A 21,129-nucleotide genomic window follows, 5' to 3' on the forward strand; every position below is an offset into this window, starting at 1 on the left:
AAATAATTGCACGCTTAGTAGCGGCAAGGTTCACGCGCTCTTTTGCTTTTTACTGATTGAAATAGTGCTGATGCAAAATCGCAGCCCCATCATCAATCGCTTTCATCAATATCTTTTCACTGGTGACCGCATCGCCGGCCTGTAACGCTTCCAGCAGGTGATCATAGTTATGATGCCCATTCACCACCTCGGCCGGCTGCGGATAGAGATAGTTAAAGCACGGACCGATCTGCACCCAAAGCTGTTCGATCAGCGCCTCCAGCGTTGGCATTTGCGCATAGCCATAGAGCGTAAAACGGAACGCGCGATTAGCTTCTAACGCCGCCTCGGCATCACCGCTTTGTTTGGCTTGCATAAAGCGCGCGCAGAGTTTTTTCAGCTCGGAAATCTGTTTTTTTCCCAAAAATGGCGTCGCCGCCCTCACCGCTAAACCTTCAAGCTGCTTACGAATCAGCGTAATCTCATCAAAGCGCTGGCGCGTCATTTCCGGGACCAGAAACGCCGCAGCTGGCGTGGCGTCTAATGCTCCGGCAGAAACCAGTCGCAACAAGGCTTCACGCACCGGCGTGATGCTGGTACCCAATTGAGCCGCCAAATCGCGCGTCACCAGCCGTGCGCCAGGTTTTAACTTGCCAACAATCAGCGCGCTGCGCAGTGACGATTCCACCTGCGCGGTCAAACTCATGCGCTGCGCTTTATCCATTTCGATCATACGTTGAGGGCCTTCTACTGAATTTCGCAAATGGTAAGTTATTTTTAATGTTTTATTGCCAACTTGCCAGATTATAGGATATATCATGTATTACAAATAAGCACAGTCTTGATTCTGGCAGTATCCACTCTTTTCACTACCTTGCCGTTGGCAATTTTGGGAAACGTTATGAGATTACCTGCAGTGAAGTTTGCCACCACCGCGTTGCTATTTGCTCTGATGCCAGCCGTACAGGCAGCGGAACTGACCATTGGCCAACCCACGTCTGCCACGGCGATGGATCCCGGCTTTCTCAAAGAATCTGCCACCTTAGTCGACAACCTCTTCGATACCTTAGTGCGCCGCGCCGATGACATGTCATTACAGCCGGGCTTAGCCACTGAGTGGAAAGCGATTAACGACACCACCTGGCAATTTACCCTGCGCCAGGGCGTGAAATTTACCGATGGCGAGCCGGTGAACGCCGAAGCGGTGAAGTTCTCCATCGATCGTATTTTAGACCCCGCCAATCACGCACCGACGATTTCCTATATCCGCACCATCAAATCGGTGGACGTGATCAACGACTATCAGGTGCAGATCCACACCAACGGCCCGGATCCTCTGCTGCCCACGCGCATGAGCCGCTACCCGGCTTACATTGTGCCGCCAGCGTACGTGAAGAAAGTCGGCGCCAGCGAGTTCGCACGCAAACCGGTAGGCAGCGGCGCTTACAAGCTGGATAGCTTTATCCCGGATGAAAAAGTGGTGATGGTCGCCAATGAAACCTACTGGCGCGGCAAACCGGCGATTGATCGCGTTACCTGGCGTCCGATTCCCGAAGCCACCGCACGCCTCACCGCGCTGCTGACCGGCGAAGTGCAGCTGATTGAAAGCGTGCCAGCCGATTTAGTGCCAGCGCTGAAAAATCGCCCCAACGTCGAACTGGAACAGGTAAAAGGCGGCGGGCTGACGATTTACCTCGGCCTTAAAGATGATGAGAAACCGCTGAGTGATGTGCGCGTCCGTCAGGCGCTTTCGCTGGCGTTAAACCGTCAGGCTTATACCCAACAGCTGCTGCACGGTTTCGGTACGCCAACCGGCACCATGGCCGGTGCTAATGACTTTGGTTATCTGGCGGTTCCGGCCACCGCGCAGGATGTGGCGAAAGCCAAGTCGCTGCTGGCTGCAGCCGGTTACGCAAACGGCTTTAGCCTGCGCTTCCAGGCGCCGCGCCGCTATATTGCCAGCGCCGATGTAGCCCAAGCCATCGTGCAGGATTTAGCCGCCATTGGCGTGAAAGCCGAGCTGGAGGTACCGGAATGGTCGGTTTACACCCAGCAGGTCGCGTCCCAGAAACAGGCTCCGATGTATATGCTGGCGTGGGGATCCACGCAGACGCTGGATGCTGATGCCGCGCTGTTCCCCATCCTGCGCAGCGGCGAGCCCTATTCCACCGTGCATGATGCAGAGCTGGATAAGCTGCTCGATCAAAGCCGTCAGATTGTCGATCCCGTTGCGCGCAAAAAAGTGTTAGAGCAGATTCAGCAACGCGTCGCGGAACAACAGCCGCTGCTGCCGCTGTACCGTGAAGATACCTTGTATGCGCACAGCACGTCGCTCAACTTCAAAGGCCGCGTCGATGCCCGCATCCCGCTGTTTGATCTGAGGCTGAAATGATTTCACCGGGCACCGTGCTGCAGCGCCGTCCGCGCCGCCTGATTTACGGCGATGCGGTGATCGGCAGCCTTTTGCTGATCGTGGTGATTGCCGCGGCGCTGCTCTCTCCGTGGCTGCCGTTGCCCGATGCCTTAAGTAACAATCTCAATGAGATGTTCCTGCCGCCGGGTTCGCCCGGTGCGCAAGCCACGCATTGGCTCGGCACCGATCAACTGGGCCGCGATCTGCTGGCGCGCATTCTCTCCGGCACGCGCTTGTCGCTGCTGGTGGTGTTGGTCGCGGCGGCGATTGGCGCGGTGATTGGCGTCGCGCTCGGTATGATCGCCGGTTACGCCGGCGGTTGGGTTGATGCGCTGATCATGCGACTGATCGACATCCAGCTGGCGGTGCCGTTTATTCTGTTGATTCTGCTAGTGATTGCGCTGATGGGCGCATCACTGACCAACATCATTGTGATTATGGGCTGCACCAGCTGGGCGATTTATGCCCGCGTGGCGCGCGCCAAAACCTTAGAGATTCGGGAACTGGAATATATTCAGGCGGTGCGCGCCATGGGCTTTTCGCCGCTGCGCATACTGCTACGGCATATCCTGCCCAATCTGCTGACGCCGCTGGTGGTGTTGCTAACGCTGGATATCCCACGCCTGATCGTGCTCGAAGCCTCAGTGGGTTTTCTCGGTATGGGAATTCAGCCACCCACGCCAACGCTGGGCAATCTGATTGGCGAAGGTCGCTCTTACATGCTGCTGTCGCAATGGTTGGTGCTCTATCCCGGTTTGGTGATTGCAGCGCTGGTGATTGGCTGCAACCTGCTCGGCGATGCGCTGCTACGTCGCACGCATACGAGGCTGGATTAAGATGCTGAACATTCTGCTCAATCGCCTTGGCCAATCGGTATTAGTGCTGCTCGGCGTGTCGCTGCTGATTTTCTTTAGCCTGCACATGACGGGCGATCCGGCGGCGCTGATGATGCCGCCCGGCTCCAGCCAGCAGGAGATCGCTACTTTTCGTCATAGCATGGGCTTTGATCGTCCGCTGCTGTGGCAATACAGCCACTATCTTGGCGGCGTGCTGCACGGGGATTTTGGTGAATCGCTGCGCTACAGCCAGCCGGTATTGGCGTTGATTGCCGAACGTCTGCCGGCGACGGCGCTGCTGGCGGTGAGTGCGCTGGCATGGAGTTCGCTGCTCGGTCTGCTGCTCGGCATTATCAGCGCCCTGCGGCCGCACAGCCTGTGGGATTTGTTATGTCGCCTGCTGGCCTTCTCCGGCCAGGCGATTCCGGTGTTCTGGCTCGGGCTGCTGCTGATTCTGCTGTTCAGCCTGAAGTTACAGTGGCTGCCCTCCAGCGGTTACGGCACTTTCGCCGCGCTGGTAATGCCGGCGCTCAGTCTGGGTGCGTTTTACATGAGCGCCGTGGCACGCCTGACGCGCGCCAGCCTGCTGGATGTGCTGCAACAGGATTATATCCGCACCGCGCGCGCCAAAGGGCTCAGCGCCTGGCGCATCGTGGTACGCCACGGTTTGCGTAACGCACTGATTCCGGTGATCACCGTACAGGGCATGTATTTCGCCTCGTTGCTTGGCGGCGCACTGGTGACTGAGATTATTTTTGCCTGGCCCGGCATTGGTCGTCTGGCGATTCAGGCGATTCAAAACCGCGATTTCCCGCTGGTGCAGGCGATTGTGTTGCTCGCCGCCGTGGTGTTTGTGGCGATAAATTTGCTGATCGACCTGCTCTATCTGGTGCTGAACCCGAGGATTCGTTTATGAGTCGCCTTGACGCCACGCTTGAACTGCTGAGTGAACTGACGCGCTGGCCAAGCGTGGCCGGTCAGTTAACCTCGCAGCGCGGGTTGGCCGCCTGGCTGGAACAGTGGATGGTGGCGCAGCTGAATGCCGCGATCGTCTATCCGGTGGCGTCTCAAACCGATGATGTCCCGCCGCTGGTCCATGTACGCATCGATAACGGCAGCAGCAAAACCGTGGTGCTGTACAACATGTATGACGTAATGCCTGCGGATGAGGCCGGCTGGGATGTGCCGCCGTTTGTCGGTGGCGTGTGTCACTGGGACGATCTCGGCGCGGTATTTGTCGGACGCGGTGCAGAGAACAATAAAGGCCCGGTCGCCGCCCTGCTGATTCTGCTACGTGAACTGCAGCAGAGCCAGCAGCTCGATTTTAATATCGAAATCCTGCTTGAAGGTGAAGAGGAAGTGGGCAGCGGCGCGCTGCGGCGTTATCTGGCGCAACAGCCTTGCCCGATTGCTCCCGCTGAAGCCGTGCTGTTTCCGTCACTGTGTGAATACGGTGGCGGCGCACCGCGCGTCTATCTCGGCTTTACCGGACTGGCCAGCGGACGCCTCAGCGTCACCGGCGGCGCATGGGGCGGACCGTCCTCCGCGATTCATGCCAGCAATGCCGGTTGGATCGCCAATCCGGCGTGGCGTTTAGTACAGGCATTAGATGCCATCGCGCCAGCAGAACACAGCGGCGTATTGGCGTGTCACGCCACGGACGATGAGGCGAATCAATTATTGGCGACCTTAGCCGCCGAATTCAGCATCGATGACGAACTGAAGTTCCGTCGCAGTCAGCGCCTGATGATCGCCGGCGATACGCTGAGCTGCCTGCAAACGCTGCTCGGCAGCGCGGTGTTAACGCTGGCAGAACTGCACAGCGATCCGCCGGGCGGACGCGGCGTCATCCCGTTCCGTGCCAGCGCGGAACTGGCGTTTCGCATCCCGCCGGGTTTCGATCAGGACGCGATGATTGCCGACGTGCAGCAGCGGCTGGCACAAGCCGATTTAGCCGGCAGCGAGCTGCACCTGTTTGATCGCTATCCCGGCGTGCGCTTTAGTCGCAGCGCCAGCGGCGTCGATGCCCTAATCGCCAGCTATCAAACGCTGGGCGCGGCACCGCAAATCTGGCCGTGGGCGCCGGGCTGTGCGCCCGCCTACGCTTTCGCGGCCGTTGCGCCCGCCTTTCTGATTGGCGGATTAGGCCACGGCGGCAACGCGCACGCCGTCAATGAGTTTGTCACGCTGGCGGGGCTCGAACGCTTCCAGCAATCCATGAGCTTATGGCTCAACGCATTCAATGATTCGGCCATTGGCCGGGTCGCGTCACACCAGGGAAACACCGCAGTACACAAAAATAAAGGTAGTAAATAATGAAATCAGTAGAAGAGTTTGAACGCGTTCCGCTCGGCTTCTTCCCCACTCCTCACGAGCCGCTGCCGCGGCTCAGTGAGGCACTTGGGATTACGCTGACGATCAAACGTGATGACTACAGTGGCTTCGGCGGCGGCGGCAACAAAGTCCGCAAGCTGGAGTATCTGATGGCGGAGGCCTGCAAAACAGGCGTGAATGTGGTGATCACCACCGGCGGGCATCAGTCGAACCACGCCCGCATGGTGGCTGCCGCCGCACGCAAGTTTGGTATGCGTCCGGTGCTGGTGCTGCGGGGCAATCCGCCCGCAAGCTGGCAGGGGAATCTGCTGCTGGATAAGCTGTTCGGGGCCGAGGTGCAGTTCCTCGATCCCGACGGCTATTTCAGCCAGATTGAAGGTGCGATGCAGGCGCACGCGGATGCGGCTCTCGCGCAAGGTGAAACCCCCATGATTATTCCGCTGGGTGGCGCAACGCCACTCGGCGCATTGGGTTATGTACGCGCAGTGGAAGAGATAGCGGCGCAGCTGGCACCCAGCCAGACGCCCGCACCCGATTTCATCGTCGCGCCCACCGGTTCCGGCGGCACACTGGCGGGATTGCATGTGGGTACGCGTCGCTATTGGCCCAATACCCGGGTGATTGGCGTGAGCGTCAGCGCCAAAGCCGACTGGTTCCAGCCACGCATTGCCGGCATGGCGCAGGATTGTGCCGATCTGCTGCAATGGCCGCAGCAGTGGCAGCCGGAGGATATCTGGATTGAGGATGGTTATGTCGGTCAGGCGTACGGCGTGCCATCGGACGGCGGCATCGCTGCCATCTATCAACTCGCCCAACTGGAAGGCGTGCTGCTGGATCCGGTCTACACCGGTAAAGCGATGCACGGCCTGTTCTCGCTGGTCGAACAGGGGCGCATTCCGCAGGGATCGCGCGTGACCTTCGTGCATTGTGGCGGTTCTCCGGCGCTTTATCCCTTCGCCGATCGCCTGCTGGAGGCGTAATGGAAGCCTTATTGCGTGTACTGGATGAAGCCACCGTCGCGCAATTAGGCGGCGGGGATGTCGCTTTGGCGCTGGAAGACGTCAAAGCGGTGATTCAGCTGATGCGTCTCGGCGAGGCGCAGATGCCCGCCGAAAATCACATCGACCTCGGTACGCCGCTCGGTAAAGCGTATGCCTTACCGGCGCGCGTTGGCGGCAGCTACAATGCCGCAGGCGTGAAGTGGACGGCACATCGTCCACAGCGACCGGATGCGTTGCCCGCCGCCCTAGCCTTGACCCTGATTAACGATGCGCAGAGCGGCATTCCGCGCGGCTTGCTGGCCAGCGGAGCACTCACTGCGGCGCGCACCGCGGCGGTGAGCGCACTGGCGTTACAGCTGGCCGCACCGCGTCCGGTAAAGCGCGTGCTGCTGCTCGGCGCCGGTTTACATGCTCAGGCACATCTGCGCATGCTGCAGCAGTTGTTTCCGCAGCTGGAACAGATTGGCGTGTGGAATCGCTCTCCTTTTAAACTCAGTGCGTTGCGCGAAGTGCAAATCGAAACCGATCTGCCGCTCGCTCTGGCGCAGCCTTATGACGCCGTGCTGACCTGTACCAGCGCCGACCAGCCGATTGTCGACGCCGCAGCGGTACGTCCCGGTAGGATCATTGTGCAGGTCGGTTATCACGAAGTGAGTTTTGCCGCCATCAAAGCCAGCAGCAAGGTGGTGGTGGATGCGTGGGGCGATTTTGCCCAGCGCAGCGCCAAAAGCCTGTTCCAGATGTTCCGCGCCGGGGAGTTTGCTGAGCAGGATGTGGCGGCCGATCTCGCCGCGCTGCTGCTGGATCACTGGCGTCCACAGCCCGATAACAGCGTCTATTTCTCCTCGTTTGGCCTCAACGTGTTTGATATCGCCCTCGCCGCCCGCGTGTTGCATGCCGCCGAGCACGACGAGCTCGGTTCGTTGCAGTCGCTGTTTTCAGGAGTCCTGCATGATCATTGATGTGCTTTCACTGCATCAGCGCCAGGCGCACGGCGAAGCGTTTCTGCTGATCGATGTCCGCGAATTTGCCGACTGGCAACGCGCCACCTTGCCTGGCGCGCAGCACTGTAACGTCTACGACTATTTTATTGAGGATTGCAGCGAGACAGGTTTAGCGGTGATGGCAGCCGAAGCCGCCACCGCGCTGCAGCCGATGTTTACCGCGTATCCCAACGCCACGCCGGTGTTTTTCGAGCAGCAGGTTGGCATGCGTTCACCGCGCGGCGCCTGGTTCGCATGGCTGCTCAAGCGTGATGATGCGCTGATTCTGGATGGCGGCGTGGATGCGTGGATTGCGGCAGGCTATGAACTCGCGCCGGGATTGGGATTAAGCCGCACCGTGGCGCATCCACCGGCAGCCAACGCACCCGCGTGGAATCGCGAGCTGGTGTGCAGCCGGGAACAGGTGTTAGCAGCGGATGGCGTGGCGGTGATCAACGTGGATGCCCGTCGCCCCAGCGAGTTTGACGGCAGCTTTGCGCATGCCTGCTGTCAGCGCGCGGGACGGATTCCACATTCTCAGCTACTGTTATGGGAAGATGTCATCGCCAACGGCCATTTCTTATCAGCGCCGCAGATTGCCGCACGCGCCGAGGCGGCAGGACTGAGTAAAAACGCGAAGTTGCAGGTTTATTGCCATCGTGGTGCCCGCGCCGCCACGGTGTTGGCGGCGTTAAAACTGGCGGGCTATCCCCATGTTTCGGTGTATGTCGGTTCCTGGCACGAATGGGCTGAACATCACGAACTGCCGCTGTTACACGGCAGCTGATCGCAGCGCCAGCGCCTGCTGCACGTCCGGCGCAGCGGCGAGCAGTTGGCGGGTGTAATTGTCCTGTGGATGGTTAATCACGCTGGCGGTCGCGCCCGATTCCACAATCCTGCCGTGATACATCACCACCACGCGATCGCACAACTGACGCACCGCGCCGAGATCGTGGCTGATAAACAGCACCGATAATCCCAGCTTGTGGCGCAGCGTATTAAACAGCGCCAGAATCTGCCCGCGCACCGATAAATCCAGCGCCGCTACCGCTTCATCCGCCACCAGCAGCTTCGGCTCCATCGCCAGCGCGCGCGCAATGGCAATACGCTGACGCTGGCCGCCCGAGAACGCGCCCGGCAGACGGGTGGCATGTTCGGCTTTCAATCCCACCAACGCCAGCAGCTCTTTGACTCGCGCATCCACCGCCGCGCCTTTGCGCAGTTGCCAGACGCGCAGCGGTTCGGCGATCTGCTCACCGACCGGGATTTTCGGATTCAGGCTGGCATAAGGATCCTGGAAAATAATCTGCGTGTGGCGACGTAAGCTATGCAGCTGACGTCCTTGCAAATGCTGCCCCTGAAAATGCACTTCGCCGCCATCCGCCGTAATCAGGCCAATCGCCGCACTGCCCAATGTGGTTTTACCGGAGCCGGATTCGCCAATCAGTCCGACAATTTCGCCCTGCGCAATCGACAGATTCGCCGGATGCAACACGGTTTGCCGTTTGGCCGGCCACAGCGGCATGCGGCGCGGCAGCGGATAGCTTTTACTGATGTCGCGCAGCACCAGCAGCGGCGGCTGTGCAACCGGCGCAGTCGCCTCGGGGATTTGCGCTGCCGAAGCAGCAATCAATTTGCACGTGTAAGGATGCGTTGGCGCGCCGAGCGTACTCAGCACCGCGCCCTGCTCAACCAGCTGCCCTTGCTGCATCACGCAGACGCGGTCGGCGTAGCGCGCTACCACCGAGAGATCGTGGGTGATCAACAAGATCCCCATGCCCATCTCCTGCTGCAACTCCTGCAACAGTGCCAGAATCTGCGCCTGAATAGTAACGTCCAGCGCGGTGGTCGGCTCGTCGGCAATCAATAACTCCGGCTGACCGCTGATGGCGCTGGCGATCATCACCCGTTGCCGCATGCCACCCGACAGCTGATGAATATACTGCCGCGCGCGCTGCGCTGGATTGACGATGCCGACGCGATCCAGCAGCGCTATCGCTTCCTGCTGCGCCTGTTTCCAGCCAAACTGACGATGACGCACCAGCACTTCGGCAATCTGTTCACCAATACGCAGCGTGGGATTCATGCTGGTCATCGGCTCCTGAAACACCGTGGCGATGCGGCAACCACGCAATTGCTGGGTTGTGCGCGCATCCAGCGGCTCGCCATTGAACACCACGCGGCCGCCACTCTGCTGCACGCCCGCCGGCAACAAACTCATCAGCGCCAGCGAGGTCAAGGTTTTGCCAGATCCCGATTCGCCAACTAACGCCAGGATTTCCTTGCGATCGAGATGAAAAGAGATGTTATCCACCAGCAAGCGCTGATCGTGAGTGTGCAGCGAGAGATTTTCAACCGAGAGCAAGCGCGCGTTAGTCATCAGGCAGGGATTCTCAACAAGGAAAAATACAGGATATATCCTGAACATAGCACGAACAAGACCGTTAAGTTATGGCACTGCGCGTGGCGGAATAAGGCTGTACGCCGGGTTTAAAATACGCCGTATTAACGGCGATGATTGCCGTTGAATCGTAAAATGATAAACTTTTTTGTATCATTGGTTTATATTATTTCATATCGACGGCAATAATCGCCGCCAATTACATGATTCGCAAACGGGTGGCTTATGCTGAATGCTGAAAGTAGAAAGCGGCTGAGAAGCTTGATTCCTGCTGGCTTAATCGCGACGAAAACATGGCTGCAGGAGAACGATTTAAACCCGCACTTCATTGATAATGCAGTGAAGAGCGGCACGTTGATATCGCTTAAACCCGGTGTTTATATGCGTGAACCTGCACCTCTACTGTGGAAAGGCGTGGTCACTTCGTTGCAAAGAATGCAGGAACATCCGGTTCATGTCGGCGGATTAACCGCTCTGGAGTTAGACGGTTTGGCGCACTATCAGTCGCGTGGCAAGTTAGTTAGTGTTCAGCTCTACTCGGCGGCGCCGATGCCGACCTGGTTAAACAAACTCGGCATCAATACGCATTTTGATTACCACAGTACGCGTAAAATCTGGCCAGAATCACTCATGCATGAGAAGAAATTCCTCCGCGAAGAGGTGTGGCATGACTCTTTGCCAGCCTTGCACTATTCCGGATCCGAAAAAGCCATGCTGGAAGTGTTAAACGACGTACCCAAAACGATCAGCTTTGAACATGCCGATCAACTTATGCAAGGACTCTCAACGCTGTCACCGCGTAAAATAGACGCACTTTTGCGAGCCTGCTCCAGTATTAAAGCAAAGCGATTATTTATGTGGCTGGCGGAAAGACATAATCATGCCTGGCTTAAACACCTGCATCCGGAGGCATATGATTTTGGCAGCGGAAAACGTGAACTTGCCAAAGCTGGCCGACTTGATAATAAGTGGAACATTACAGTGCCAAAGGAGGATGCACCTCGATCTGGGTGAATGGGAGCAATTACGCGATCTGTTCCACCCCGATGGCACGATAGAAATTACCAGATTTGAAGGGCTGGCGAGTGACTTTGTCGCAGTTTCAATGCGCATGGGTAAATCCGATCTGCGCACCAAACATTTGATTGCCGCTCCGGCGATTACCTTCAGTGCAAGTGGCAGCAAACCGATTCTTGAAACCAATGCGATGATCATCGCCGAGAATGTAAAACTGAATATCGGCTGTGAATGCCACAACCGCTTTTATGACATGGCTGAAAAACGCGACGGCGTCTGGCGTCTGGCGACTGGTACGTCGCCAAAGTATTTACGATATGGGGACCTTTACCTTCCCGCTGGGTCTGGTGGAGATAGATCCGGCGGTGGTGGCGAAATATCCGCGTGAATACGCCACGCTGGCGTATTTGCTGGAAAAGAGCGGCTTTCCGTTACAGCGGGTATTTGCCACGCGCGGCAGTGAACTGGAGCAGAAGATCAAACACGACGCGAAGCAATGGTTGGCCGTTTAACTAAACTTTCTCCTGCGACAAACTCAGAATGGTGCGGATGTTCTGCGCGGTGGTGGCGATAATATCAATCGCGCCAGTGCGCAGTGCGCCGAGGATCGCCATCGCTTTGGTATTTTCCGCGGCAATGGCGATCACGCAGGGAATCTTGCGGAGTTCATCAATGCTCAGCCCAATGACGCGATCGTTCATCACGGTATCCACGTGCTGGCCCTGCGAATTAAAGAAGTCGTAGCCAGCGACATCGCCCGTCACGCCCTGATTCACGCTGGCGTCGATGATTTCGTGCGGTGTGAACCAGCCGAGTTTCACCATATAGCTGTTTTCGTTCATGTCGCCGATGCCCACCAGCGCCACGTCGGCTTTACGCGCGCGGTCCAGCGTCTCTTTGATGGTGCCGTTTTGCATAAACGCATCGCGCAACGCCCGGTTCTCAACATAAGCGGGCGCGTAAAGCGTTTCGCTGATGCCGCCGAACTTCTTCGCCAGACGACGGCTGATATGGTCAGCGTTAATGGCATCACCGGGACGATGCGTGCCGCCAATACCGCTGATAAACAGACAATTACGCGTCGGCACCTGGCCGGGATAATCGGCGACAGCGGCCACGTTGCGTCCTTGCCCAACGGCAACAATGGCGTCGTCTTTCAGCGACTGCGCTAAATGTGACGACACCAGCGCGGCGACCTGACGTCGCTGCTCTTCCTGATCGGGCTGATCGAGCGCTATCAGCGCACGTTGCAGTTGTGGGAAGCGATTTTGCAGCTGTTGTTCGAGGCGGGTGCTGAAGACGGGATGGTAGCGCACGTTGATTTCGACGATGCCCTCTTCGCGTGCGCGTTTGAGCAGCCGGCCAACTTTAATGCGGGAAATACCAAACTTACGCGCAATCTCCTCCTGGGTGATTTCGTCCTGATAATAGGCAACAGCTATTTCCGTCAGCAGCTCGGAGTCCTGAGAAAGCGTGTTTTTTTCCATCCGTAACCTGTCTTTTTGGGCGTTATATGAAGATGTTGCGACCGCGCCATGTAGGGTGCGAATTGATGCGCACCAGGTCAACATAAATGGCGACCCTACAAAATGGGGCGAGATCTGACTTTGGCAGGGAGTTATATCATTGATACGACTCGCTTCGCCAGACCACAGCGCCGCGAGTCGATCGAGCGTCACGCTTAGCGCTTGATGGCGTCGATTTTCAGCATACGGGCAATCACGATATCCAGCTCTTTCTGATCGAAGATCTGTTTCCAGTCAGGTTTCACAATCTTCTCACGACCGTACTCCATGGCGATCATGCAGGCATCCGAGAACGGGTTGGTCGCGCGGAACGCCACGGCGAGCGCGATCTGAATATGGCCGTACAACATCGCTTTAGCCGCTTCTTCCGGCACGCCGCTGTGCTTCACGGTTTCATCCAGCGCCTCTTTCATAAACGCACCCACCATGCAGGCTACGGTTTCCACCAGCGTCGGTTCCAGATACGCCAGCTGCGTCACGGTGACCCAATGCACCTGCTCCACCGGGCCGTACATCACGCTGATCACCTTGCTCAGCTCGGCTTTCTGCTCATCAGAACCGGTTTCATAGGAAGCCGCCACGTGCTGAATCGCCGCGATACCGCCGAAGGCATCGGCATGTTCTTCTTTGGTGTAACGCTCAAGGAATACCGACGGATGGCAAGGATGCGCCACCGCGTATTCAATGCCATCACGATGGGCGATCAGATTGGCGTAGGCCGCCGCCGGATCCAGCGTCAGCAGAATCGCGCCCGGTTTCATCTGTGGCACCACGCCTTCAGACACTTTGCCCAGCACGATATCCGGCACCGCCAGAATCACCACGTCGCTCAATGGCACCACGGAGGCCGCATCAGAGAGTTCGCGCCCCTGCGCGCTCACCTGCTCTTGCGCCTTGGGTGAGTTCTCACAGTAAAACACCTGGTAATCGCTTTTCTGGAAGTTGGCAGAAATACGCATACCCATTTTGCCGCCCGCGCCAATCACGGTGATGGTTTTCAGTTGCACGCTCATGTTGTTACTCCTGATCTTGTTTACTACGTAAGAATTCAACGGTGCGGCGAGTCCATTCGGCTTCTCGCTCGCAGGTTACAGCGGCATCGTCTTGCCACGGCAACCAATGTTCGACGATTTGGTTAATGCCTTTATCCGCCGGGCGCACGCTGGCGATCATCCGGTCGTAATCCAGCAAGCCTTCGCCCATCGGGCAGCCAGCAAAGGTAAAGCCGACCCAGCCATCACGGCGCGTGAAGGCAAAGTCTTTGATATGCAGATTGCCGACGCGCGCGGCGGTGTTGGCAATCACCTGCTCTGGCAGTTCGAGTCCGGCGACACAGTTGGCGGGGTCGAGACACACGCCGAGCCACGGCGACAGGAACTTGTTGATCACTGACATCATCGCGCCGCTGTTCACCTGCTCGTATGTCTCCAGACAGAGACGCACCTGCTGGCGGGCAAAATCCGGCAACACCGCGCCAATCAGCTCGGCGGCTTCGTCGAGCGTGGGACGGTGATCGGCGGTGTAGAACATCGAACGAATGACGCGCGCATCAAGGATTTCCGCCATATGCAGATAACGACGCAGATGCGCAGTGCCGAGGCCGCGCGTGCCGAGTTCCAGCGTGATGCCGAGCGCATCAGCCTGCTGACGCAGCGTCAGCAGCTGTGCGTCAGTCCAGCTTTCAATCGCCGGGTAATCGCAGATTTGAAACACCGACACATCCAGTTCGGCGGTCTGTTGCAGCATCTGCTCCAGCGTCAGCGGATGAGGGACTTTCGACGACATGCGCCAGAAAAAGGCGTAGGTACTGAGTCCGATACGGCTCATTAACGGCGCTCCTGAGCCAGCTCACTGGCTTCATCAATAATTTGTGCCAACGCTTTGGGATCGTGGGCAAAGCGACCCAGAAACAGGCCATTTACGTCCGCGCCAAGGCGCTGAATCAGCCCCGGACCGGCACTGCCGCCGTAAATGATTTTCAGGGTGATGCCGGGCGGCGTGGCGAGCTGCTGCAATCCGGCGCACACGGCGCGGATGTAGCTGTCCGGTGCCGGTTGCGGCGCACCAATTGCCCACTGCGGTTCATAGGCAAAGAACACTTCGCCCTTTAAGCCCTGCTGCGCCGACTCGGCCAGCGCTTCGGCCAGCTGCTGCTGACACAGCGCGATTGCCTGCTGCGGTTCTGCCTGCACTTCTTCACCGATGCACAGCACCGGCGTGATGCCGTGACGCAGCGACATCGCCACTTTGGCGGCAATTTGCACTTTGTCTTCGTGGAAATGACGACGGCGCTCGGCGTGACCAATTTCGGCCAGCGAGCAGCCTAACTCCTGCAACATACTGGCGCTGACTTCGCCGGTCCAGGCTCCGTTCTCAGCCTGGCAAACATCCTGAGCGCCGAAGCGCACCGGCGTGTCAGCGAAGATGGCTGCAACCGCCGGAATCGCCGGATAAGCCGGTAACACAAACAAGCCCACGTCGCCGTTTTTCACCGCAGCATGGTCGGCTAATGCCGCTACATCACGACACCATTGCAAGGTTTGCTGATAGCCGAAATACATTTTTAAACTGACGCCGAGCCAGATTTTTGGCTGAGACATGCTTCAAGCTCCTTGTTCAGAGGCACTGTGTTCTTTTAGCAGATCGCCGACGGTATTGACGATCAATGCCAGCGAAATGGCTCCGGCATCCGGCGTGCCTACGCTTTTTTCTGCCAGCGGACGCGCACGCCCCATTTTTGGCACCAGCTGCGCGGTGTCCTGCGCAGCTTTATCAGCCACCTGCGCCGCCTTCAGCCAGGCGTCCGTTAACGACGCACCGGCGGCAACCGCCTCATTCAGGCTGTCGCTGAACGGCACCAGCACATCCACCATGGTTTTATCGCCAACGCGCGCTTTACCAAAGTGCATAATGCCTTCTTTTGCTTCACGTACGCCGGTGGCCACACGCTGTGCATCTGGTGTCTGACGATCGCCAAGCGCGGTACCCAATGCAGTGAGCGCCACGCCCCACAACGCGCCGGACGTGCCACCCGCTTTATCCGCCCAGGCATCCGCCGCGCGGCACAGCAAGCTGCCCGCCCCGGCACCGCGCGCAGCGACTTCACGCGCTTTCTCAACCGCGCCCAGCACGCCGCGCTCCATGCCGATACCGTGGTCGCCGTCACCGGCCACCGCATCGATATCGCCAAGGCGCTCAGCGTTACGCTGTAATGTTTCCGCCACGGATTCGAGTAACTGAAGTACGCGCTTCGCGCTCTCTTGCGATTCCGCTGTTGCTGCTGGCAAGGCTTCTTCCGTGCTTTCAACCCGCTCTGCGGCGCTCAGCGGTTCCGCCACCAATACGCTGCCTTTGCGGTACGCTGGCGTATTGGTCGGCGCGCGCCATAAAGTTTCCAGCTGATCGTCCAGCCACATCAGCGTCAGTGACGCACCGGCCATATTGAAGCTGGTGACAAACTCGCCGACGTCCGGCTCAACCACCTGCAGTTTGGCGGCCTCCAGCAGTTGCGCGACGCGACGATAGACGACAAACAGCTCTTCATATTTCACCGAGCCCAGACCGTTAAGGATTACCGCCACGCGCTGACCTTCAGCCTGCGGGATATCGGCTGGCAGTTCATTAAGCAGGCGCTCCACGAAGATCTCAGCCAGCTCATCCGCGCTTGGCATGTCGGTCTCTTTAATCCCCGGCTCGCCGTGAATGCCAAGTCCCAAGGCCATGCGCCCTTTTTCCACTTCGAACAGCGGATGCGAAGCGCCCGGCAGGCTGCAACCGGAAAACGCCACGCCAAAGGTACGCGTGCGTTGATTCGCGTGCTGTGCCAGCTGCAGGACCTGTGATAAATCGTGACCCGCTTCAGCCGCGGCGCAGGCGGCTTTGAACACACACAGATCGCCAGCCACACCGCGACGCTTCTCCAGCTCATCTTTACCCGCGCTGGAGATATCGTCGGTCACCGCCAGCACTTCGCAGGCAATGCCTTCCGCCCGCAGACGCTCGTACGCCTGGCCGAAGTGCAGCACATCCCCGGCGTAGTTACCGAACATCAGCAACACGCCCGCGCCGTTATGGGCCGCACGCGCTACGTTGTAGATCTGTTGTGCCGACGGCGAAGCGAATAAGTTACCCATCGCCGCGCCGTGTGCCAGACCTTGTCCAACCAACCCGGCGAATGCCGGATAGTGACCGGACCCGCCGCCCACAATCACCGCCACCGTGTTCGGCTGGCTGCGGGTGCTGCGCACCACGCCTCCGGCGACCTGACGGACTTTATCTGCGTTGGCGGCGACAAAGCCTTCGATAAGCTCAGCGGCAAAGGCTGAAGGTTGGTTAAACAGGTACGTCATATTAATGCTCCTGAGCTAAAGAGGTCGGCTGAGACGGCGAGCGACGGCGATTAAGTAACAGCATGAGGAACGCGGACAGCAGCATGAATCCACCCACCACAAACATCGGCAAGGCGTAGCTGTTGGTGGCGTCATGCAGCGCGCCGGTGATGTAGCCCGCGGAGAAGCCCGCTACGTTTCCTAAGGTATTGATCAAGGCAATGGCTGCGGCGGCAGACGCGCCGGTCAGGAACTGCGTTGGTAAGGTCCAGAAATTCGGCAGTGCAGCGAAGATGGAGCTGGCGGTGATCGCAATCACCATAATGGTGGTGAACGGCGAATCCATATACAGCGCCAGCGGCACGCTGATGCCGCCTGCCAGCGCTGGAATGGCGATATGCCAGGTTTTACAACCGCGACGCGTGGCATCTTTCGACCAGAAGAACATCACCACCGCCGCAATCAGATACGGCACGCCGGTAATCAGCCCTTTCTGCATCACGTTAAAAGTGGTACCGAACTGCTGCTGGAAGCCCGCGATAATGGTTGGCAGGAAGAACGCCAGCGCATACAGGCCATAAATAAAGCCGAAGTAAATCAGGCACAGCATCCAGACGCGGCCGTTGCCCATCACCGAGCGCAGGCTGTGTTTTTGATGGCCCTGCTTCTGTTGATGCTCGGCTTCCAGTTCGGTGGTCAGCCAGGTTTTCTCTTCGGCGGTCAGCCACTTGGCCTGACGTGGCGAATCCACCAACCAGAACAGCGCGACGATACCAATCAAAATCGCGGGAATCGACACGCCCATAAACATCACGCGCCAGCCTTCCATGCCGAACAGGCCGTGCTGCTGAATCAGGGACGCGGCTAATGGCGCACCGAACACCACCGTTAGCGGCTGGGCAAGATAGAACAGCGACAGGATTTTGCTGCGATGACGTCCCGGCACCCACATGCTGAGGTAGAGAATCGCGCCTGGGAAGAAGCCGGCTTCAGCGATACCCAGCAGCAGACGCAGCGTATACAAACCTTCCACACTGCTCACCCAGGTGAACAGCAGCGAGACAATGCCCCAGCTGATCATGATGCGCGCCAGCCAGCGACGCGCGCCGAACTTATGCAGCGCCAGGTTGCTTGGCACTTCCAGCAGAATGTAGCCAATAAAGAAGATGCCCGATGCCAGGCCAAACTGCAGTGCGGTGAGGCCGAGGTCTTGCGTCATGCCGTTGGGGCCGGCAAACGAAATCGCGGTGCGATCGAGGAAGTTGATAAAGAACATCAGCGCCACGAACGGCACTAAGCGCCAGGAGATTTTTCTGATGGTGGATTGTTCCACCGCTGTCATTGATGGTTGGTTCATAACGCACCTCCACGACGTGCGTGAGTGATCATTTCTTTATGTGGTGTTGACCAATCGCCAAACAGGCGCTGGCTGCAGGAGTACTGAGAGGTACGGTGTAAATGACACATGTTCGAGTCCTCGATGGGTCTTCTTGTACATTGGTATAGTCATGCGAACATATGAACACTACACGGATAATTGTGCATCTCTCAACTGCAACACGCGAAAGTGTGAGCGGCTTCATGAGATCTGATTTTGGTCAATTTATCGGATTACTGCGCCCATACGGCTCGACACAGGCGGTTTAACAGGGTTTTCTGAGGCATTCAGGCGCGATCCTGAAGGCAATTCATATGAACAACCATTGAACATATGATTGATTTTGTGGCAGGCTAACTATGAACATCTTCTCGCCTGCTGAACAAACGTGCAGGCGTCATTGCACACCCTGCTGGAGAACGACGATGAAAACTATCGCAATTGGCGCCGATGATGCGGCTATCGAATTGAAAAATGTGATTAAAAAGCTGCTGGAAGAGAAAGAGTATGTGGTGACGGATTATACCAATGACGCGCAAAACGACCGTCCGATGTACCCGGATGTGGCATTTGCGCTCGCCACCGCCATCCAGAAGAACGAATTTGAGCGCGGCATTCTGCTGTGCGGCACCGGCATCGGTGTGGCGATTGTCGCCAACAAGGTAGAAGGCGTGCGCGCGGCGCAATGCCACGACACCTTCTCTGCCGAACGTGCTCGCAAGAGCAACAACGCGCAGATCATGACCATGGGCGCGCGCGTCATCGGGCCTGAGCTGGCGAAGAACATTGTTAATGCCTGGCTGGCATCGGAATTTGAAGGTGGCGGCTCAACCGCCAAAGTAGACAAGATCGGTTACTACGAACAAGTATCCCACGCTAAATAAGCGCCGACGTCGCACCTCTGGAGAACCTTATGTCTACACGCCGGGAAAGAGCCAACGCCATCCGCGCTTTGAGTATGGATGGCGTACAACAAGCCAATTCGGGACATCCGGGCGCCCCGCTGGGCATGGCGGATATCGCTGAAGTGTTGTGGCTCGACTTTTTGCAGCACAATCCACGCAATCCTCACTGGGCTAACCGCGACCGCTTCGTTTTATCGAACGGTCACGGCTCAATGCTGATTTACAGCCTGTTGCACCTGAGCGGTTACGATTTGCCGCTCAGTGAATTAAAAAATTTTCGTCAGCTGCACTCCAAAACGCCGGGGCATCCTGAATACGGCTACACGCCCGGCGTTGAAACCACCACCGGCCCGCTGGGTCAGGGCATCGCTAACGCAGTGGGTTTTGCCATTGCCGAGCGCACGCTGGCAGCGCAGTTCAACCGTCCGGGTCATGACATCGTAGACCATAACACCTACGTGTTTATGGGCGACGGCTGCATGATGGAAGGCATCTCACACGAAGTCTGCTCCATCGCCGGCACCCTGAAGCTGGGCAAACTGGTTGCCTTCTACGATGACAACGGCATCTCCATCGACGGTCACGTTGACGGCTGGTTCACCGACGACACCGCCAAACGTTTTGAAGCCTACGGCTGGCACGTGGTGCGCGGCGTGGACGGTCACGATGCCGACGCGATTAAGAAAGCGGTGGAAGAAGCCAAAGCGGTTTCCGACAAGCCTTCGCTGCTGATGTGCAAAACCGTTATCGGTTTTGGTTCGCCGAACAAAGCCGGTACGCACGACTCGCACGGCGCGCCGCTGGGTGCCGACGAAATCGCGCTGACCCGCAAGCAGCTCGGTTGGAACCACGGTCCGTTTGAAATCCCTTCAGACATCTACGCGCAGTGGGATGCCAAAGAAGCCGGCCAGGCGAAAGAGTCCGCATGGGACCAGAAGTTTGCCGCCTACGCCGCCGCGCATCCGGAGCTGGCTGCCGAGTTCAAACGTCGCGTGAACAATGAGCTGCCGGCGAACTGGGCCAGCGAGTCGCAGAAGTTCATCGAGCAGCTGCAGGCCAGTCCGGCGAAAATCGCCAGCCGTAAAGCCTCGCAGAACGCTATTGAAGCCTTCGGTAAAATCCTGCCGGAATATCTGGGCGGCTCCGCTGACCTCGCGCCGAGCAACCTCACCATGTGGTCCGGCTCGAAGCCAATCAACGAAGATGCGGCGGGCAACTACATCCATTACGGCGTGCGCGAGTTCGGTATGACCGCGATCGCCAACGGTATCGCGCTGCATGGCGGCTTCCTGCCGTACACCGCCACCTTCCTGATGTTCGTCGAGTACGCGCGTAATGCCGCACGCATGGCCGCGCTGATGAAAATCCGTCAGATCATGGTGTACACCCACGACTCGATTGGTCTGGGCGAAGATGGCCCGACGCACCAGCCGGTTGAGCAGATGGCCAGCCTGCGCGTGACGCCAAACATGAGCCTGTGGCGCCCGTGCGACCAGGTTGAGTCAGCGGTGGCGTGGAAGTACGCGATTGAACGCGTGGACGGCCCGTCGGCGCTGATCTTCTCGCGTCAGAACCTGGCGCAGCAGGATCGTAGCGCTGAGCAGCTGGCCAACGTGGCGCGCGGCGGTTACGTGCTGAAGGACAGCGAAGGTACGCCAGAGCTGATCCTGATCGCTACCGGTTCTGAAGTGGAGCTGGCAGTGAGCGCTTATGAGCAGCTGACGGCGGAAGGCCGCAAGGTGCGCGTGGTGTCTATGCCATCCACCGACGCCTTCGACAAGCAGGACGCGGCGTACCGTGAATCCGTGCTGCCAAAAGCCGTTGCCGCACGCGTGGCGATTGAAGCGGGTATCGCGGATTACTGGTTCAAATACACCGGCCTGAACGGCGCGATCGTCGGCATGACCACCTTCGGTGAGTCGGCGCCTGCGGATCAGCTGTTCAAAGAGTTTGGTTTTACGGTTGAGAACGTGGTTAACACGGCGAGATCGGTGTTGTGATAGGCGATCGCTAAATGGTGCCCCGACA

At 58.2% G+C, this 21,129-nt stretch carries 18 protein-coding genes and 1 pseudogene; 11 read left to right on the forward strand and 8 right to left on the reverse strand.

Annotated elements, in window-relative coordinates:
* Window positions 1-49: 49 nt before the first annotated feature.
* Window positions 50-712, reverse strand: coding sequence for a GntR family transcriptional regulator (locus PZBJ_RS22805; RefSeq protein WP_101764418.1), 663 nt, complete (start codon window positions 710-712; stop codon window positions 50-52).
* Window positions 713-880: 168 nt separating this feature from the next.
* Here PZBJ_RS22805 and PZBJ_RS22810 point away from each other — a divergent pair, with 168 nt between their 5' ends.
* Genes PZBJ_RS22810 through PZBJ_RS22840 form a run of 7 tightly spaced genes read left to right on the forward strand, consistent with a single transcriptional unit; the run spans window position 881 to window position 8,333 of the window.
* The gene (locus PZBJ_RS22810) at window positions 881-2,371 is read left to right on the forward strand and encodes an ABC transporter substrate-binding protein (protein WP_101764419.1); all 1,491 of its coding nucleotides are present in this window, start codon (window positions 881-883) and stop codon (window positions 2,369-2,371) included.
* A complete protein-coding gene (locus tag PZBJ_RS22815; RefSeq protein WP_101764420.1) occupies window positions 2,368-3,228 on the forward strand; it encodes an ABC transporter permease in 861 nt (286 codons plus the stop codon). Before PZBJ_RS22810 ends, PZBJ_RS22815 begins: the two co-directional genes overlap by 4 nt.
* Before the next feature lies 1 nt (window position 3,229).
* Window positions 3,230-4,144, forward strand: coding sequence for an ABC transporter permease (locus tag PZBJ_RS22820; RefSeq protein WP_064738660.1), 915 nt, complete (start codon window positions 3,230-3,232; stop codon window positions 4,142-4,144).
* The gene (locus PZBJ_RS22825) at window positions 4,141-5,544 is read left to right on the forward strand and encodes a M20 family metallopeptidase (RefSeq protein ID WP_101764421.1); all 1,404 of its coding nucleotides are present in this window, start codon (window positions 4,141-4,143) and stop codon (window positions 5,542-5,544) included. Before PZBJ_RS22820 ends, PZBJ_RS22825 begins: the two co-directional genes overlap by 4 nt.
* Window positions 5,544-6,542 (forward strand): 1-aminocyclopropane-1-carboxylate deaminase/D-cysteine desulfhydrase, encoded by a 999-nt coding sequence (locus PZBJ_RS22830; RefSeq protein ID WP_101764422.1) that lies wholly within the window; start codon window positions 5,544-5,546, stop codon window positions 6,540-6,542. The genes PZBJ_RS22825 and PZBJ_RS22830 overlap by 1 nt, the downstream gene beginning before the upstream one ends.
* Entirely contained in the window at window positions 6,542-7,525 is a 984-nt protein-coding gene (locus PZBJ_RS22835) for an ornithine cyclodeaminase (protein ID WP_101764423.1), read from the forward strand. Before PZBJ_RS22830 ends, PZBJ_RS22835 begins: the two co-directional genes overlap by 1 nt.
* Complete coding sequence (locus tag PZBJ_RS22840) at window positions 7,515-8,333, forward strand: sulfurtransferase (protein WP_101764424.1); 819 nt, start codon at window positions 7,515-7,517, stop codon at window positions 8,331-8,333. The genes PZBJ_RS22835 and PZBJ_RS22840 overlap by 11 nt, the downstream gene beginning before the upstream one ends.
* Here PZBJ_RS22840 and PZBJ_RS22845 read toward each other — a convergent pair.
* Window positions 8,319-9,926, reverse strand: a complete 1,608-nt coding sequence (locus tag PZBJ_RS22845) for a dipeptide ABC transporter ATP-binding protein (RefSeq protein WP_101764425.1) — start codon at window positions 9,924-9,926, stop codon at window positions 8,319-8,321. The genes PZBJ_RS22840 and PZBJ_RS22845 overlap by 15 nt on opposite strands.
* A 246-nt stretch (window positions 9,927-10,172) precedes the next feature.
* On the opposite strand from PZBJ_RS22845, the gene PZBJ_RS22850 reads away from it, so the two are divergent.
* Entirely contained in the window at window positions 10,173-10,961 is a 789-nt protein-coding gene (locus tag PZBJ_RS22850) for a type IV toxin-antitoxin system AbiEi family antitoxin domain-containing protein (RefSeq protein WP_101764426.1), read from the forward strand.
* A pseudogene (locus PZBJ_RS22855) lies at window positions 10,942-11,476 on the forward strand (nuclear transport factor 2 family protein). Before PZBJ_RS22850 ends, PZBJ_RS22855 begins: the two are co-directional and overlap by 20 nt.
* Here the strand turns inward: PZBJ_RS22855 and PZBJ_RS22860 are convergent.
* The 6 genes from PZBJ_RS22860 to PZBJ_RS22885 all read right to left on the reverse strand — a co-directional run bounded on the left by PZBJ_RS22860 (window position 11,477) and on the right by PZBJ_RS22885 (window position 18,175).
* Window positions 11,477-12,451 (reverse strand): sugar-binding transcriptional regulator, encoded by a 975-nt coding sequence (locus PZBJ_RS22860; protein WP_008104043.1) that lies wholly within the window; start codon window positions 12,449-12,451, stop codon window positions 11,477-11,479.
* A gap of 194 nt (window positions 12,452-12,645) precedes the next feature.
* A complete protein-coding gene (locus tag PZBJ_RS22865; protein WP_101764427.1) occupies window positions 12,646-13,503 on the reverse strand; it encodes a phosphogluconate dehydrogenase C-terminal domain-containing protein in 858 nt (285 codons plus the stop codon).
* A 4-nt stretch (window positions 13,504-13,507) separates the two neighbouring features.
* Entirely contained in the window at window positions 13,508-14,317 is an 810-nt protein-coding gene (locus PZBJ_RS22870) for a sugar phosphate isomerase/epimerase family protein (protein ID WP_101764428.1), read from the reverse strand.
* Complete coding sequence (locus PZBJ_RS22875; protein ID WP_101764429.1) at window positions 14,317-15,090, reverse strand: triose-phosphate isomerase family protein; 774 nt, start codon at window positions 15,088-15,090, stop codon at window positions 14,317-14,319. The genes PZBJ_RS22870 and PZBJ_RS22875 overlap by 1 nt, the downstream gene beginning before the upstream one ends.
* Before the next feature lie 3 nt (window positions 15,091-15,093).
* Window positions 15,094-16,839, reverse strand: coding sequence for a dihydroxyacetone kinase family protein (locus PZBJ_RS22880; RefSeq protein WP_101764430.1), 1,746 nt, complete (start codon window positions 16,837-16,839; stop codon window positions 15,094-15,096).
* A 1-nt stretch (window position 16,840) separates the two neighbouring features.
* Entirely contained in the window at window positions 16,841-18,175 is a 1,335-nt protein-coding gene (locus PZBJ_RS22885) for an MFS transporter (protein WP_101764431.1), read from the reverse strand.
* A 446-nt stretch (window positions 18,176-18,621) separates the two neighbouring features.
* Here PZBJ_RS22885 and PZBJ_RS22890 point away from each other — a divergent pair, with 446 nt between their 5' ends.
* Window positions 18,622-19,080 (forward strand): RpiB/LacA/LacB family sugar-phosphate isomerase, encoded by a 459-nt coding sequence (locus tag PZBJ_RS22890; RefSeq protein WP_101764432.1) that lies wholly within the window; start codon window positions 18,622-18,624, stop codon window positions 19,078-19,080.
* A gap of 29 nt (window positions 19,081-19,109) precedes the next feature.
* On the forward strand, window positions 19,110-21,101 hold the full coding sequence (gene tkt / locus PZBJ_RS22895) for a transketolase (protein WP_101764433.1): 1,992 nt from the start codon (window positions 19,110-19,112) through the stop codon (window positions 21,099-21,101).
* Window positions 21,102-21,129 lie beyond the last annotated feature (28 nt).

Source organism: Pantoea endophytica (genome assembly GCF_002858935.1).
Classification (GTDB): Bacteria; Pseudomonadota; Gammaproteobacteria; order Enterobacterales; family Enterobacteriaceae; genus Pantoea; species Pantoea leporis.

Coding starts and splice junctions, on each gene's coding strand:
- PZBJ_RS22835 (WP_101764423.1), top strand. CDS start 6,542: ATGGAAGCCTTATTGCGTGTACTGGATGAAGCCACCGTCGCGCAATTA.
- PZBJ_RS22815 (WP_101764420.1), top strand. CDS start 2,368: ATGATTTCACCGGGCACCGTGCTGCAGCGCCGTCCGCGCCGCCTGATT.
- PZBJ_RS22870 (WP_101764428.1), bottom strand. CDS start 14,317: ATGAGCCGTATCGGACTCAGTACCTACGCCTTTTTCTGGCGCATGTCG.
- PZBJ_RS22860 (WP_008104043.1), bottom strand. CDS start 12,451: ATGGAAAAAAACACGCTTTCTCAGGACTCCGAGCTGCTGACGGAAATA.
- PZBJ_RS22885 (WP_101764431.1), bottom strand. CDS start 18,175: ATGAACCAACCATCAATGACAGCGGTGGAACAATCCACCATCAGAAAA.
- PZBJ_RS22820 (WP_064738660.1), top strand. CDS start 3,230: ATGCTGAACATTCTGCTCAATCGCCTTGGCCAATCGGTATTAGTGCTG.
- PZBJ_RS22865 (WP_101764427.1), bottom strand. CDS start 13,503: ATGAGCGTGCAACTGAAAACCATCACCGTGATTGGCGCGGGCGGCAAA.
- PZBJ_RS22850 (WP_101764426.1), top strand. CDS start 10,173: ATGCTGAATGCTGAAAGTAGAAAGCGGCTGAGAAGCTTGATTCCTGCT.
- PZBJ_RS22810 (WP_101764419.1), top strand. CDS start 881: ATGAGATTACCTGCAGTGAAGTTTGCCACCACCGCGTTGCTATTTGCT.
- PZBJ_RS22830 (WP_101764422.1), top strand. CDS start 5,544: ATGAAATCAGTAGAAGAGTTTGAACGCGTTCCGCTCGGCTTCTTCCCC.
- PZBJ_RS22890 (WP_101764432.1), top strand. CDS start 18,622: ATGAAAACTATCGCAATTGGCGCCGATGATGCGGCTATCGAATTGAAA.
- PZBJ_RS22845 (WP_101764425.1), bottom strand. CDS start 9,926: ATGACTAACGCGCGCTTGCTCTCGGTTGAAAATCTCTCGCTGCACACT.
- PZBJ_RS22805 (WP_101764418.1), bottom strand. CDS start 712: ATGATCGAAATGGATAAAGCGCAGCGCATGAGTTTGACCGCGCAGGTG.
- PZBJ_RS22880 (WP_101764430.1), bottom strand. CDS start 16,839: ATGACGTACCTGTTTAACCAACCTTCAGCCTTTGCCGCTGAGCTTATC.
- PZBJ_RS22840 (WP_101764424.1), top strand. CDS start 7,515: ATGATCATTGATGTGCTTTCACTGCATCAGCGCCAGGCGCACGGCGAA.
- PZBJ_RS22875 (WP_101764429.1), bottom strand. CDS start 15,090: ATGTCTCAGCCAAAAATCTGGCTCGGCGTCAGTTTAAAAATGTATTTC.
- PZBJ_RS22825 (WP_101764421.1), top strand. CDS start 4,141: ATGAGTCGCCTTGACGCCACGCTTGAACTGCTGAGTGAACTGACGCGC.
- tkt (WP_101764433.1), top strand. CDS start 19,110: ATGTCTACACGCCGGGAAAGAGCCAACGCCATCCGCGCTTTGAGTATG.